This is a genomic window from Neisseria sp. P0008.S002 (assembly GCF_051962805.1).
Classification (GTDB): domain Bacteria; phylum Pseudomonadota; class Gammaproteobacteria; order Burkholderiales; family Neisseriaceae; genus Neisseria; species Neisseria perflava.
This window is the reverse complement of the sequence record NZ_JBQCUY010000003.1, coordinates 154,260-167,239: the sequence shown is the minus strand read 5'-3', so window position 1 is coordinate 167,239 and position 12,980 is coordinate 154,260. Positions and strand designations below refer to the sequence as shown.

Sequence of the window (12,980 nt, the reverse complement as noted above, 5' to 3'; positions counted from 1 at the left end):
TTGAACATCAAAAGGCCGTCTGAAAACGCTGGATTAAGGTTTTCAGACGGCCTTTTATATTTTATTTCAATAAGAATTGGGAATATGCTTGAAAAACAGCATCATCAAATACCAAAACAGCGTAGCCGCCGCCGCACCCAGCAATACCCACGCGCTGATTTTGGCGATTTCCCGAATGGTGCGCTTTTGTTGGCGGCTGAACAAACGGTTCACAATCAATGCCGCTATGGCGCAAAAGAAAAAAAATCGCAAAAGCCTGCCAATCATTCCACATTCTCCCAAAAATATTGCCTTTAATCAGGGCAGGCCGTCTGAAGCCTCATGCACAAAACAAAAACGAAACGTTATAATACCCCTTTTGCCGCTTCACTTGGAAATTACAAATGACAACAAATGCCTCAGTGGGCATTGTAACGCCCCAGAAAATCCCGTTTGACACACCGCTTGCTCTGGAAAACGGCAAAACCTTACCCCGTTTCGACCTGATGATTGAAACCTATGGCACACTCAATGCCGACAAAAGCAATGCCGTCCTTATCTGCCACGCCCTGTCAGGCAATCATCACGTTGCCGGCAAGCACAGTGCGGTGGATAAATACGCCGGCTGGTGGGACAATATGGTTGGCCCCGGCAAACCCATCGATACCGACCGCTTTTTCGTAGTCGGGTTGAACAACTTGGGCGGCTGCGACGGCAGTACCGGCCCTTTGTCTGAAAATCCTGAAACCGGCCACGAATATGGCGCGGATTTCCCTGTCGTAACCGTCAAAGACTGGGTGAAGTCCCAATCCATGCTTGCCGATTATCTCGGCATTCAAAAATGGGCGGCCATTGTCGGCGGCAGCTTGGGCGGTATGCAGGCATTGCAATGGACGATTTCTTTGCCTGAACGCGTTGCCCACGCGCTCGTCATCGCTTCTGCGCCTAAACTTTCCACTCAAAACATCGCGTTTAACGATGTTGCCCGTCAGGCCATTTTGACCGATCCCGATTTCCATGAAGGCAATTACCGCAGCCATCATACCGTTCCTTCACGCGGTTTGCGTATCGCGCGCATGATGGGACACATCACTTATCTTGCCGAAGACGGCTTGGGTAAAAAATTCGGCCGCGATTTAAAATCAGACGGTTATCAGTATGGTTACGGCGTTGAGTTTGAAGTGGAATCTTATCTTCGCTATCAAGGCGACAAGTTTGTCGGCCGCTTTGATGCCAACACTTATCTGCTGATGACCAAGGCGCTTGACTACTTCGACCCGGCCGCCGATTACGGCCACAACCTCACGCGCGCTGTGGAGAATGTGCAGGCCAAGTTTTTTGTTGCCAGCTTCAGCACCGACTGGCGCTTTTCGCCGCAACGTTCGCATGAATTGGTCAAGGCATTAATCGCCGCGCAAAAATCCGTGCAGTACATTGAAGTCAAATCCAATCACGGCCACGATGCGTTCTTGATGGAAGACGAAGCCTATATCCGCGCGGTTGCCGCTTATATGAACAACGTTTACAAGGACTGCCAAAAATGAATCTGCGCGACGATTTGCAACTCATTTACGATTGGATACCCGAAGGCAGCCGCGTACTCGATTTAGGCTGCGGCGACGGCGAGCTGTTGGCTGCGTTGGTGGAACATAAAAATTGCACCGGCTACGGTGTTGAAATCGATACCGACAGCGTGATTGCCGCCATATCCCGCGGTGTGAACGTCATTCAAGCCGATTTGGAAGAAGGTTTGGTGGCTTTTGGCGATCAAAGCTTTGATGTGATTGTCTTGAGCCAAACCATTCAGGCGATGCAGAACACGGAAAAAATCCTGCGCTGCCTGATGCGCGTGGCCAAGCAGGCTATTGTCAGCTTCCCTAACTTCGGCTACTGGCGCAACCGCTTTCAAATCGCCATTGGCGGCCATATGCCGGTTTCCGAGCGGATGCCGTATCATTGGTACGATACGCCCAATATCCATTGGTGTACCCTCAAAGACTTTGATTTGCTGTGTGCCAAAAACAAAATCCGCGTGCTTGAGCGTGCGGTCATGACGGGCAACCGACAGGTTAAACATCTGCCGAATTTATTGGGCAGCCTGGCGTTTTATCGTGTAGGTTGATTGCAGTAATCAATAGGGCCGTCTGAACAGGTAATCACGAAAGCATGGCTTTTGCAAATACCTGTTCAGACGGCCTTTTATTATTAAAGTCGGTTTAAGCCTGTTTCAGTTTTTCCAACAAGGCAAAACTGCCGGCATCGACCAGACGGTAGGTTTCGTCAAAGTCGCCCGTGTACCACGGATCAGGAACGTGGTTGTAACCTGAATCGGGGATAAGGTCGGTCAGTTTGAAGATTTTGCCGGGGTGGAAGCCGAGCTGCTTTTCGGTTTCTCTGAGGTTGTTGTCGTCCATCACGATGATGTAGTCGAAATGTTCGGCATCGCTGGGTTTGATTTTGCTGCTGGTAAAGCCTGACGGGTCGATGCCGTGTTGTTTGAGTACACGGCGCGTGCCTTCGTGCATGTTTTCCCCGTCGTGCCAACCTGACGTGCCTGCGCTGGCTGTAATGACGGCATTGCCCATGCCTGCTTTGCGGGCGCGGTGGCGCAGGACGTATTCGGCCATAGGGGAGCGGCAGATGTTGCCGAGGCAGACGAAAAGGATTTTGTGGGTTTTCATATGCGTGAAAATGAGCGGTAAGGTTTGAAAATCAATGCAACACGCTAAACCGTTTTCAGACGGCCTTGGCGTGTTGCATTTTCAATTTAGTTTACATTGCTGAAGAAAGGATTATGGCCTTCTAGTTTCAACGCTTGGGCATAAGTAGGGATGTTCTCGTTTTCGCCCAATGGGTTGTGCAGCAGGTAGAGGTGCTCGATTCGGCATTCGGCCATCAGGTCGAGGAAGTTTTGCTGAACGATGGCGATATTGTCGGTTGATGCAAGCTCCCAAGTGAAGGTCTGCGGAACGATTTCAAACGCGCTGTCTGTCGCGTTGAAGCTGAACTGGAGCTTGCCGTCCGCTTTCGCTGCGGCAACAACGCCGACGCGCGGGCTTTGCATACGGATGGCGCGGATGGCGTTGGTGGCAAAAACGTCCATGGCCATGCGTTGGCGGGTGTGGCTGCCGTCGGTAAGCGCGTCAAGCGGCGTATTGGGCGAGAGCGGGTTGGTAAAGAGGGTAACGCCGTCGAGGGCGAGATGCTCTTGCCAAACCTGCATCAATGGCAGGCCTGCCTGTTGCAGGTTAAGGCCCAAGGCAGTCTGAATGTCTTTATTGCCGTAGCCCAGCGCGTAAACAACATGGACGGATTGACCTTCGGGCAGCGTCAATGGTTTGTATTCGAATTTTTGCAGGAATGCGCCTGCCGCTTCATCGTTTTGCTTGGCTTGGAACCACTCGCCCGGGGTAACGCTGCTCAAGTCGGTAGATTGGACGAGGTAAGGCAGCCATTGCGTGTTTTGCGTGAGGGTACGCAGGTTGGGGTAGTTTTGCAGGCAGGCGAAGAGTGCTTCGGTAGGCAGCGTAAGCGGCAGGGTTTGTTCTTTTTTGCAACCGGCGACCAAAACGACAGGCAGGGCAAACCATTGGGCTTCGTTATCGTTTTCTGCCTTCAGGACTTCGCCTACGCTTTGAATCAGGCTGGTGTAAGTGCCGACATCGGGCGCCATGGTCATTGCCAATGAAAGGTTGATGTAATGGTTTTGGCTGAGCATGGTGCGGATTTCGGTTTGCAGTTGGCCGGCCGAAAGCTTGCGCGATGCGGAGGAGGAGTTGTGCGCCAGCTGATAGGCATTGAGCAGAAGGTAGTTTTTGATAGGGCTCTGCGGATAAGGGCGGGTATCTGGAAGAACAAAGGTTTTCATGACGGTTTGAAGTGTTGTGTTGTAAGTGTGGCGATTATAGCAATTTAGTCAGTCGGTGTGCTTGTTAATAAATTAAATTCAACTGGCGATAGGGATACGCTTCATTTTCACAAGGTTTAAGTATCAGCATTTTCTAAGTTGGGGAGGGTAAATGCCCGATGTGTTATAATCCATGACCAAACATAATTCAGAAAGGAACAAAATCATGCGCTTGCTTCATACTATGCTGCGTGTCGGCAATCTCGAACGCTCTTTGGATTTCTATCAAAACGTATTGAATATGCAACTGCTGCGCCGCCGCGATTATCCTGAAGGCCGTTTTACTTTGGCTTTTGTCGGTTATGGCGATGAGGCAGACCATACTGTTTTAGAACTGACCCACAACTGGGATACCGAGTCTTACAACTTGGGCGATGCTTACGGCCATATCGCGATTGAAGTCGATGATGCTTATGCGGCGTGCGAACGTGTCAAAGAAATGGGCGGTAAAGTGGTACGCGAAGCCGGCCCGATGAAACACGGCACGACTGTGATTGCGTTTGTTGAAGATCCGGATGGCTACAAAATTGAATTTATTCAAAAGAAAAGCGGTAGCGATTCGGTGCAATATTCATCTTAAGACATAAGATAATGGAAAAGGCCGTCTGAACATTCAGACGGCCTTTTATTGATCAGCCCAACTGTTTTTGCTTTTCGCTCAACAGGGCGTGTACTTGAAGCGCAGTAGCGTATCGGTCTTCTCCCGCTTCAATCGGATCGAGGAAATGCAACTCGACTGTACTGGAAGGCTGACTGATGACCATGCAGATGGATTGCCAGAGGCTGATGTCGCCGTAGTAGGCAGTGTGCGGATTGGGGCTGCTGCCGTCCGGATTCGGATAGCGGCAGAGTGCCGGAATAATTGGTACGCCTGCATCATAGGCCGTCTGAAAAAAGCTGGGTTTGAACGGCAGGATTTCACGGCCTTCGGTACTGGTGCCTTCGGGAAAAATGGTGACGGTATCGCCGTTTTTCAGCGCTTCGGTTACGCCGGCGATTTTGGCAGAATTGCCTTTGATGCCGCGGTTGCGCGAGACGTAAACCGTTTGCGCCTGTGTGGCAAGATAACCGACCACCGGCCATTTGGCCACATCGTCTTTAGCCACGAAACGGCCGGGGAAAGCGCCGTTAACCGCCATAATATCCAACCATGAAATATGGTTGCTGATAAGCATTTGGCCGCGGCCTTCTTGCGGCGGAGTGCCGAAAGTTTGCAGGTTCATGCCGCAGGAAGCGAGCACGCGCAGCGACCATAATTGAATCGCGCGCAGTTTGCGTTTGCTGCTGTAAAAGGGAAACAGAAAAAACATTTCGGCCATGCCGTACAAAAGGCAGCCGGCAATGCAGAGAAGACGGAAGATAAAACGGATTTTGGCGGTCATTGTGTGTGTTTTTATAAAGATTAGGCAGGCCGTTTGAAGTTTCAGACGGCCTTTTATTATGAATCGGTTTTAGGGGCAAAACGCTGCAGGTAGCGGTCGGAAAGGTGGTTGATATCCATCATGATCAGCACATCTGCGCAGTTGAATGCTTCATCGACGCAAGGCTCGCCGCAGAACCACGCGCCTGCTTTGAGATAGCCTTTGATCAGTGCGGGTACGGGGGGATTTTCAGACGGCGTGATGCTGTCCCATTTGAGCGGGTTGAGCGGTTTGACGCGCCATTGTTCCGGAGCGAGGTATTTGTCTTTTAAAGCATGATACAGGCCGGCCGCATCGTTGCCGCCGTCGCGCATTTCGATACTGCCGCAGCCAATCATAAAGCGCAGGTTTTCGTCTTTCATGAATTTGACCAAACCGGTCCACAACAGCATGACCAAGCCGCCGTTGCGGTAGTCCGGGTGGGTACAGGCGCGGCCGAGTTCGACGGTTTGCGGCAGAATGTCTTTCAAAGGCTCAAGGTCGAATTCATGCTCGCTGTACCAGCCGCCGACTTTTTTTGCGGTTTCTTCGGTAATCAGGCGGTAACAGCCGATTACCTCGCCGGTTGCATCGTCAAACGCGAGCAGATGGTGGCAATGTTCATCATAAGGATCGACATCGCGGCCGTCATCGCTTTCGATTTCTGCACCCAATTCTTGGGCAAAAACCTGATAGCGCAATCTTTGGGCGGCTTCGATTTCAGCTTGGGTTTCTGCAAGGCGTACGCTCAGGCCGATTTTGGGGCCCGTTTGATTGAAACGGCTGGGGGACATGATGTTTCCTGTTTGAAGAAAATGGCTGATTATAGCGGATATACGGACAGATTTATATTGATTTGCTTTGCGGTAGGGCAAATTATGTCGGGTTGTTGGAAAAAGGCTTCAGGCCGTCTGCATTTGGCATGCCAAGCGGTACAAGCGTAAAATCAACGTTTTTGCCGCTTTTTTTATTATGGAAACCTCTTTCCTGCTTGCCGGAAAAATTATCGAGCTGACGCTGATTGTTTTGATGGGCGTGGCCTTAGTGAAGGCAGGGCTGTTGAAATCGGAAAACAGCTATACGCTCTCGGTCATCGCGCTTTACTTGATCAGCCCGTCTGTCATGATTCATGCCTTTCAGATGGACAATACGCCGCAGATTATCGAAGGGCTGAAGCTTTCCGTCATGTTGGCGGTGTTTTTCCATGTGGTATTGATTGTTTTGGGCAGGTTGTTTAAACACTTGTTCAAACTCGATGCGCTCGAACACGCGGCGACGGTGTACAGCAATTCGGGCAACCTGATTATCCCTTTGGTGATGTCGGTATTTGGTGCGGAATGGGTGATTTACACCAGCGGTTTTATCATGGTGCAGACGTTTTTGTTTTGGACGCATCTGCGTCTGTTGATTTGCGGCCGCGGCAATGTAGCTTGGAAAACCATTTTCACTAATATCAATATCTTATCCATGCTGGTCGGGCTGCTGATGTTTGTCTTTCAAATCAAGCTGCCGCACATTGTCGATAATACTTTGGCGACGGTGGGCAGTATGATTGGCCCGGTTGCTATGTTGGTGGCAGGCATGCTTTTGGCTTCTTTGCCGCTGCGCTCGATTATGTGGACGCCGAGGCTTTATCTCGTTGCTTTTTTAAGGTTGATTTTGATTCCGATATTATTGCTTTTTGCCGTCAAAGTCTGTGGTTTTGCCCATCATGATGCGCATGCGGATACGGTTGTTTTAATTAGCTTTTTGGCAACGACTTCGCCTGCCGCCGCGACAGTTACTCAAATGGCGGTTGTTTACGGCAAAAATGCCCAAAAAGCCAGCGCAATTTATGGACTGACGACCTTGCTTTGTGTGGTAACCATGCCGGTAATGATTGCGTTATATCGTTGGATTATTTAAGAAAAGGGCAGGCCGTCTGAAACTTCAGCTTTATGTTTCAGATGGCCTGTTTGTTATTTTCAATTTGAAAATAACTTTTATTATCAATTAATTAAGCAATTAAAAAACTATACAAAGCCGTTTGCAGCGTGTATCCTTATGTCTAACATTCATTCAATATAAATCTTTAAAGGAACACAGCCATGACCGACTTTACCCTTTGGGAAACCGCGCCTTTCAATTCCACCATTGACCATATTTTGCAGCGTTACCACAATGTCCACCGCGCCCAGTTTGAAGAGTTGGTTCCGCTGGCGCAAAAAGTGGCGCAGGTTCATGCTGATACTTTCCCTGCCGAAGTTCCTGATTTGTTGGCCTATATGCAAAACGAGCTGTTGATGCACATGATGAAAGAGGAGCGCATGTTGTTCCCAATGATTAATCAGGGCGTGGGTCGCGGCGCGGCAATGCCCATCAGCGTAATGATGCACGAGCATGAAGAACACGATCAAGCCATCGCGCGTCTGGAAGAATTGACCTACAATTTTGAGCTTCCCGAAGGCGCTTGCGGCAGCTGGACCCGTTTGTACACTTTGGCCAAAGAGATGGTGGATGATTTGAAAGACCATATCCATTTGGAAAATGAGATTTTGTTCTCCCGCGTTTTGGCTTCTTAAAAATTTGAGCTTAATCAAGGCCGTCTGAATGTTCAGACGGCCTGTTGTTTAATCCCTTGCTAATTTAGTGCAATGGTTCTAAAATTTTAACAAAGAAACAAAAATAAGCAGTAAAGGCACACATCCGTTCTTTTGTTTACTTGAGAAGGAGTTTATGAATGAAACATTCTAAAGTTTTACTATCGGGTATTCTGTTTGTTGCTCTGACTGCGTGCGCCCAAACGACGGACGGCAGCTGGAGCGCCTTGCAGGATACGAAAACAGGCGTGCAGTCGCGGCCTTATTATGAATTTGGCAATGTGGTTCAGAAGATTTCTTTTAAGAAAACCGGCAATCCGGAAAATGGTCTGAAAAAGCCTGTCTTGACTGTGTATCGTCAGGGCAAGCTGTTGGGCGAAGCATATAATTTGGAAGCCTCTCATGGCAGCCCCTTGTTGCCAACCCTGTTTTTGGTAAACGGCAAGTCATTAAATATCAATGACGGCAACGATAAAAAACAATTGGCTTCTGCGAAGAGAATCGATTTTTACGATTTCGGCCACGGCCGTATCGGCCATGCAGTCTTTACCGCGCCTAACGGCATCTGTCAGGATATGAAACACGGCAAAGGCGTTTCCTACAAGCTGGTTACCAACTATGTTAATTTCCCGGATTATCCTTCACCTGAAAATATCTTGATTATTACTGCGCAAGGCAAATATGAGCAAGACGGGTTTATATTGGATGCCACTGAGTCAAGAGTGACCAGTGCCAATAAAGAGTTTGCCAGAAAATATGGCGAAGCCCTGAAATCCAAGAATGGCCCTGAGACCAGGCATGTGAATATGGCCAATGCAGCCAGTGCAGAAAAAGGCAGACTGTTGGCTGATTATATCTGTCAGTAATCATATTAAAGGCCGTCTGAAATTCAGACGGCCTTTTTGAATCATAAATGCATCTCTTGTTCAAACGACAGCAGAATCTGTTTCACTTCATCCGCTTCTTTGACGGCGCGGATGCGGTCAAACAATACCTGCGCTTGTTCAAACTCTTTTTTCATCATGCCCAGCCACTGTTTCAAACGGGCAACCGGATATTTGTTGTTGGCTTCTTTAGCAAGGCATAAGTCGAAGAATTGGACTATCCATGAGGAGACTTCGGCAAAGTCGGTGTCTTTGACTGTTTCGCCGTTTTCATATTGCTTGATTTGCCGCGCCAAGTCGGGACGGATAACCGCGCCGCGCCCGAGCATCACGCTGTCGCAGCCGCTGACGGTTTTAATGTCGAGATAGTCTTGAAGGCTGAACACATCGCCGTTGGCAGTAACGGAAATATTGACTGCATCGCGGATTTTGCGCACCCATTCCCAATGTGCTGGCGGTTCGTAGCCTTCGACTTTGGTGCGCGCATGGACGGTTAACGCGCATGCACCGCCGTTTTCAATCGCGGAGGCGCATTCCAATGCCAGACTTTTGTCTTCATAACCGAGCCGCATCTTGGCAGTCAGCGGAATGTGTTGTGGCAGGCGTTGGCGCAGGGTGTGGACGATGTGGTAAATCAAGTCGGGCTCTTTGAGCAAGACTGCACCGCCTTTGTGTTTATTGACCGTCGGCGCGGGGCAGCCGAAGTTGAGGTCGATTTTGTCCGCACCGAAACGCACGGCTTCCAAAGCATTGACGGCCATGTTTTCCGCATCGCTGCCCAAAAGCTGGACAGTACAGGGCGTGCCGGCCGGCGTGCGGTTGGCATGGGCGATTTCGGGAACATATTTAAGCCAAGTGGCGCGTGAGTGGACCGTGTGCGTAATGCGGACAAATTCGCTGACGCATTCGTCAAATCCGCCGATACGCGTCAACAGGTCGCGCATCACATCGTCCACCAGCCCTTGCATGGGGGCAAGAATAAGCTGCATGAGTCAGGCCGTCTGAAAAAAGGAGGACATATTGTAGCGGTATATCGGTTAAAATACAGCTTCCTTTTTCAGACGGCCTTTTTATGATGCACACAATTCCGGCAACCGCCGCCATGTTGGTAAAAAATTCAGAACGTTATCTTTCAGAAGTTTTGAGTGCGCTGAAAGACTTTGACGAAGTCCTGCTGTTGGACAACGGCTCGACCGACCGTACTTTTGAAATTGCCAAGGGCTTTCCCAATGTCAGCTATTACAAGCATGACTTTATCGGGTTTGGCCCGATGAAAAATCTGGCGGCCAGACTGGCGCAAAACGATTGGATTTTCAGCATAGACAGCGATGAAGTGGCGGATGAGGCTTTAATCGAATCCATTCGTGCGGCCGTTTTGGAAAATGAGAAGGAACATATTTTTTCGCTTTCCCGTCTGAACCATTACCACGGCAGACTGATTAAAGGCTGCGGCTGGTATCCGGATATTATTCCACGCCTTTATCATCGAAAATTTACCCGTTTTTCTGACCGTCAGGTGCATGAGTCTTTGGTGTTGCCGCAGGAAGCTAAGATTAAACAACTTGATGGCCGTCTGAAACATTATTCTTTTGAAAACGCCGAAGGGCTGATTCAGAAAATGCAGCAGTACAGTTCGCTGTATGCGGAAGAAAACCGCTTCAAGAAAGACAGTTCGCCGGTTAAGGCTTTGCTGCATGGCGGCGTATCGTTTGTGAAGAACTATCTGCTCAAGCGCGGCTTTGCCTATGGTGCAGACGGCCTGACGATTTCAGTTTCCAACGCACAAGGTTCGTATTACAAATATGTCAAACTCTACGAGCGCAACCGCACGATAACCGTCTCCCTCATCATTACCACTTACAACCGCCCAGATGCTCTGGAGCTGGTGTTGAAATCGGCTTTATCGCAAACCCGTCTGCCGGATGAGATTATTGTCGCGGATGACGGCTCAAGGCAGGAAACCGCCGAAGTGGTTGATTTTATCCGCCGCAGAACAAGCATTCCGGTCAAGCATTCATGGCAGCCGGATAGAGGTTTTCGTGCCGCCGAATCGCGCAACCGTGCGCTGGCGCAGGCGAAAAGCGATTATATTGTGTTGATTGACGGCGATATGGTCTTGAATCCGTCTTTTATCGCCGATCATTTGAAGATTGCCCGAAAGGGCCGTCTGATACAGGGTTCCCGCGTGATTTTGACTGCGGATAAAACGCAGGATATTTTGAACGAAGGCGATTTGCCTGCCTTGTCCATGTTCAGCTCGGGAATAGAAAAACGGCTTTCCGCCCTGCGCTGCCGTTGTTTGGCCAAATTGGCAGGCCGAAAAGGCAACCGCAAACACAAAGGCATCAAAACTTGCAATATGGGCTTTTTCCGCAGCGATGCGCTTGCCGTCAACGGGTTTGACAATAGCTTTGTCGGCTGGGGCAGGGAGGACAGCGAATTTGTCGCCCGTTGCTATCATAACGGGATGAAGCGCCATAATCTGAAATTTGCCGGCATTGCGTACCACCTCTGGCACAATGAGGCAGAACGCGATTCATTGCCGCAAAACGATGCCTTGTTGGAGGCAACTTTGTCGGAACGCAAAATCCGCTGTGTTCATGGCGTATCGGATTTTATAAAAGATGAAGAAGTAGCCGGAAAATAGCCTTATCATCTTTTTAAATCATAGAGGCCGTCTGAAAATTTTCAGACGGCCTCTTTTGTATTTTTAAAACCTAGTGTTTAAATGAGAATATTATTTATTTGATATAGACCAGTATGTATAATTAGGTAAAGTATGGTTAGGAAAGAGGGTTTACTCTATAATCCAACCGTTTGTAATTTTATTTCGGCTAAGGCCGGATTTTGGGAGTTGTTATGTCAACTATGTTTTTTATCCAGTTTGCCGTTGTGCTGCTGTGTATCCTGATTGGTGCGCAGGTTGGCGGTATTGGTTTGGGCGTGCTCGGCGGTATCGGCTTGGCCGTATTGTCTTTTGGTTTCCATCTTCAGCCGACCAGCCCGCCGATTGATGTGATGCTGATGATTATGGCGGTAGTGTCTGCCGCGGCGGCCATGCAGGCCAGCGGCGGTTTGGACTATATGATTAAGATTGCCACGCGCGTGTTGCACCGCAATCCGAAATACATCACCTTTATCGCGCCGGCGGTGACTTATACCTTTACCGTGTTGGCAGGTACGGGCCATGTGGCTTACTCGGTCTTGCCCGTGATTGCCGAAGTCAGCCGTCGCAATGGCATCCGTCCTTCCCGTCCGTTGACGATGGCGGTTATTGCTTCCCAATTTGCGATCGTTGCCAGCCCGATTGCCGCCGCGGTTGTTGCCTGTGTTACCATGCTTGAGCCGCAACACATCACGATGGCGGATGTGTTGAAAGTTACTGTTCCGTCCACGATTTTGGGTATCGGTTTGGCTTGCGTGTTCGTAAACAAACTGGGCAAAGAATTGAAAGACGATCCGCATTATCAGGATTTGCTGAAAGACCCGAACTATGTGAAAGAATACATCGATGTGGAGGAACAACAAACCGATGTCGCCATTTCGCCGAAAGCCAAATTGTCAGTCGGTATTTTCTTGACTGCGGCATTGCTGGTAGTTGTGATGGGTGCGCTGCCTGAGCTGCGTCCGGCTTTTGAACACGATGGCGCGATCAAGCCTATGGGCATGGCGCATACGATTGAAATCGTGATGTTGTCTGCTTCTGCATTGATTATCTTGGCGTGTAAACCCAATGGCGATGCGATTACCCGAGGTTCGGTATTCCATGCCGGTATGCGTGCCGTGATTGCGGTGTTTGGCGTGGCTTGGTTGGGCGATACCTTGATGAACGGCCACTTAACAGAAGTGGAATCGACAGTCAGCCATTTGGTTGAATCTGCACCATGGACCTTTGCCTTTGCCCTGTTTGTCTTGTCGGTATTGGTCAATAGCCAAGGCGCGACAGTGGCAACGCTGTTTCCGATCGCCATCAAACTGGGTATTCCTGCGCCCATCATTATCGGCACATTTGTTGCGGTAAACGGTTATTTCTTCATTCCGAACTACGGTCCGATTATTGCCGCTATCGACTTCGATACAACCGGCTCGACCAAAATCGGCAAATTCATCTTCAACCACAGCTTCATGATTCCGGGCCTGTTGAGCATGGCATTTAGTCTGGCTTTCGGTTTGTTGTTGGTTCAACTGTATTATTGATGGACTGAAAAATAAAGGCCGTCTGAAATTAAAT

14 protein-coding genes are annotated in these 12,980 nt (G+C 49.5%); 8 read left to right on the top strand and 6 right to left on the bottom strand.

Going from position 1 to position 12,980, the window contains the following annotated elements:
- Nucleotides 1–66: 66 nt before the first annotated feature.
- Nucleotides 67–267 carry a protein MIGRI gene (locus tag ACTHSA_RS04505; RefSeq protein WP_003747144.1) on the bottom strand — a complete coding sequence of 67 codons (201 nt, stop codon included), beginning with the start codon at nt 265–267 and terminating at the stop codon, nt 67–69.
- Between the two features lie 116 nt (nt 268–383).
- Between ACTHSA_RS04505 and metX the strand changes: the two genes are divergently transcribed.
- Nucleotides 384–1,523, top strand: a complete 1,140-nt coding sequence (gene metX, locus ACTHSA_RS04500) for a homoserine O-succinyltransferase MetX (protein WP_440378816.1) — start codon at nt 384–386, stop codon at nt 1,521–1,523.
- Nucleotides 1,520–2,101: a methionine biosynthesis protein MetW gene (metW, locus tag ACTHSA_RS04495; protein WP_049329691.1), complete on the top strand. Its 582-nt coding sequence runs from the start codon at nt 1,520–1,522 to the stop codon at nt 2,099–2,101. The genes metX and metW overlap by 4 nt, the downstream gene beginning before the upstream one ends.
- A gap of 94 nt (nt 2,102–2,195) precedes the next feature.
- Here metW and ACTHSA_RS04490 read toward each other — a convergent pair whose 3' ends face one another.
- Nucleotides 2,196–2,660 carry a low molecular weight protein-tyrosine-phosphatase gene (locus ACTHSA_RS04490; protein WP_049344703.1) on the bottom strand — a complete coding sequence of 155 codons (465 nt, stop codon included), beginning with the start codon at nt 2,658–2,660 and terminating at the stop codon, nt 2,196–2,198.
- Nucleotides 2,661–2,746: 86 nt separating this feature from the next.
- Nucleotides 2,747–3,847: a hypothetical protein gene (locus ACTHSA_RS04485; RefSeq protein WP_003685151.1), complete on the bottom strand. Its 1,101-nt coding sequence runs from the start codon at nt 3,845–3,847 to the stop codon at nt 2,747–2,749.
- 205 nt (nt 3,848–4,052) lie between these two features.
- On the opposite strand from ACTHSA_RS04485, the gene gloA reads away from it, so the two are divergent.
- Nucleotides 4,053–4,466 carry a lactoylglutathione lyase gene (gene gloA / locus ACTHSA_RS04480; protein WP_039864394.1) on the top strand — a complete coding sequence of 138 codons (414 nt, stop codon included), beginning with the start codon at nt 4,053–4,055 and terminating at the stop codon, nt 4,464–4,466.
- Nucleotides 4,467–4,518: 52 nt separating this feature from the next.
- Here gloA and ACTHSA_RS04475 read toward each other — a convergent pair whose 3' ends face one another.
- Both ACTHSA_RS04475 and ACTHSA_RS04470 read right to left on the bottom strand, forming a co-directional pair.
- Nucleotides 4,519–5,268, bottom strand: a complete 750-nt coding sequence (locus ACTHSA_RS04475) for a lysophospholipid acyltransferase family protein (protein ID WP_070625415.1) — start codon at nt 5,266–5,268, stop codon at nt 4,519–4,521.
- Nucleotides 5,269–5,324: 56 nt separating this feature from the next.
- Entirely contained in the window at nt 5,325–6,080 is a 756-nt protein-coding gene (locus tag ACTHSA_RS04470) for a GNAT family N-acetyltransferase (protein ID WP_070625413.1), read from the bottom strand.
- Between the two features lie 178 nt (nt 6,081–6,258).
- Here ACTHSA_RS04470 and ACTHSA_RS04465 point away from each other — a divergent pair, with 178 nt between their 5' ends.
- From ACTHSA_RS04465 to ACTHSA_RS04455, 3 genes are all read left to right on the top strand, one after another.
- Nucleotides 6,259–7,191 carry an AEC family transporter gene (locus ACTHSA_RS04465; protein ID WP_070625411.1) on the top strand — a complete coding sequence of 311 codons (933 nt, stop codon included), beginning with the start codon at nt 6,259–6,261 and terminating at the stop codon, nt 7,189–7,191.
- A 182-nt stretch (nt 7,192–7,373) separates the two neighbouring features.
- Nucleotides 7,374–7,847 (top strand): iron-sulfur cluster repair protein DnrN, encoded by a 474-nt coding sequence (dnrN, locus tag ACTHSA_RS04460; protein ID WP_070625409.1) that lies wholly within the window; start codon nt 7,374–7,376, stop codon nt 7,845–7,847.
- Nucleotides 7,848–8,005: 158 nt separating this feature from the next.
- Nucleotides 8,006–8,731 (top strand): hypothetical protein, encoded by a 726-nt coding sequence (locus ACTHSA_RS04455; protein ID WP_070587789.1) that lies wholly within the window; start codon nt 8,006–8,008, stop codon nt 8,729–8,731.
- Between the two features lie 41 nt (nt 8,732–8,772).
- Here the strand turns inward: ACTHSA_RS04455 and ACTHSA_RS04450 are convergent, their stop codons facing one another.
- Nucleotides 8,773–9,738 (bottom strand): tRNA dihydrouridine synthase, encoded by a 966-nt coding sequence (locus tag ACTHSA_RS04450; RefSeq protein WP_070587787.1) that lies wholly within the window; start codon nt 9,736–9,738, stop codon nt 8,773–8,775.
- 83 nt (nt 9,739–9,821) lie between these two features.
- Here ACTHSA_RS04450 and ACTHSA_RS04445 point away from each other — a divergent pair, with 83 nt between their 5' ends.
- Nucleotides 9,822–11,396 carry a glycosyltransferase family 2 protein gene (locus ACTHSA_RS04445; protein ID WP_004519847.1) on the top strand — a complete coding sequence of 525 codons (1,575 nt, stop codon included), beginning with the start codon at nt 9,822–9,824 and terminating at the stop codon, nt 11,394–11,396.
- 221 nt (nt 11,397–11,617) lie between these two features.
- Complete coding sequence (locus tag ACTHSA_RS04440; protein WP_440378824.1) at nt 11,618–12,946, top strand: anaerobic C4-dicarboxylate transporter family protein; 1,329 nt, start codon at nt 11,618–11,620, stop codon at nt 12,944–12,946.
- The last annotated feature ends 34 nt before the right edge of the window (nt 12,947–12,980 follow it).

What these genes read in the sequence shown, in the direction of transcription:
- ACTHSA_RS04445 (WP_004519847.1), top strand. Translation starts at nt 9,822, where the DNA reads ATGATGCACACAATTCCGGCAACCGCCGCCATGTTGGTAAAAAATTCA.
- ACTHSA_RS04465 (WP_070625411.1), top strand. Translation starts at nt 6,259, where the DNA reads ATGGAAACCTCTTTCCTGCTTGCCGGAAAAATTATCGAGCTGACGCTG.
- gloA (WP_039864394.1), top strand. Translation starts at nt 4,053, where the DNA reads ATGCGCTTGCTTCATACTATGCTGCGTGTCGGCAATCTCGAACGCTCT.
- ACTHSA_RS04440 (WP_440378824.1), top strand. Translation starts at nt 11,618, where the DNA reads ATGTTTTTTATCCAGTTTGCCGTTGTGCTGCTGTGTATCCTGATTGGT.
- ACTHSA_RS04475 (WP_070625415.1), bottom strand. Translation starts at nt 5,268, where the DNA reads ATGACCGCCAAAATCCGTTTTATCTTCCGTCTTCTCTGCATTGCCGGC.
- ACTHSA_RS04485 (WP_003685151.1), bottom strand. Translation starts at nt 3,847, where the DNA reads ATGAAAACCTTTGTTCTTCCAGATACCCGCCCTTATCCGCAGAGCCCT.
- metW (WP_049329691.1), top strand. Translation starts at nt 1,520, where the DNA reads ATGAATCTGCGCGACGATTTGCAACTCATTTACGATTGGATACCCGAA.
- dnrN (WP_070625409.1), top strand. Translation starts at nt 7,374, where the DNA reads ATGACCGACTTTACCCTTTGGGAAACCGCGCCTTTCAATTCCACCATT.
- metX (WP_440378816.1), top strand. Translation starts at nt 384, where the DNA reads ATGACAACAAATGCCTCAGTGGGCATTGTAACGCCCCAGAAAATCCCG.
- ACTHSA_RS04470 (WP_070625413.1), bottom strand. Translation starts at nt 6,080, where the DNA reads ATGTCCCCCAGCCGTTTCAATCAAACGGGCCCCAAAATCGGCCTGAGC.
- ACTHSA_RS04490 (WP_049344703.1), bottom strand. Translation starts at nt 2,660, where the DNA reads ATGAAAACCCACAAAATCCTTTTCGTCTGCCTCGGCAACATCTGCCGC.
- ACTHSA_RS04505 (WP_003747144.1), bottom strand. Translation starts at nt 267, where the DNA reads ATGATTGGCAGGCTTTTGCGATTTTTTTTCTTTTGCGCCATAGCGGCA.
- ACTHSA_RS04450 (WP_070587787.1), bottom strand. Translation starts at nt 9,738, where the DNA reads ATGCAGCTTATTCTTGCCCCCATGCAAGGGCTGGTGGACGATGTGATG.
- ACTHSA_RS04455 (WP_070587789.1), top strand. Translation starts at nt 8,006, where the DNA reads ATGAAACATTCTAAAGTTTTACTATCGGGTATTCTGTTTGTTGCTCTG.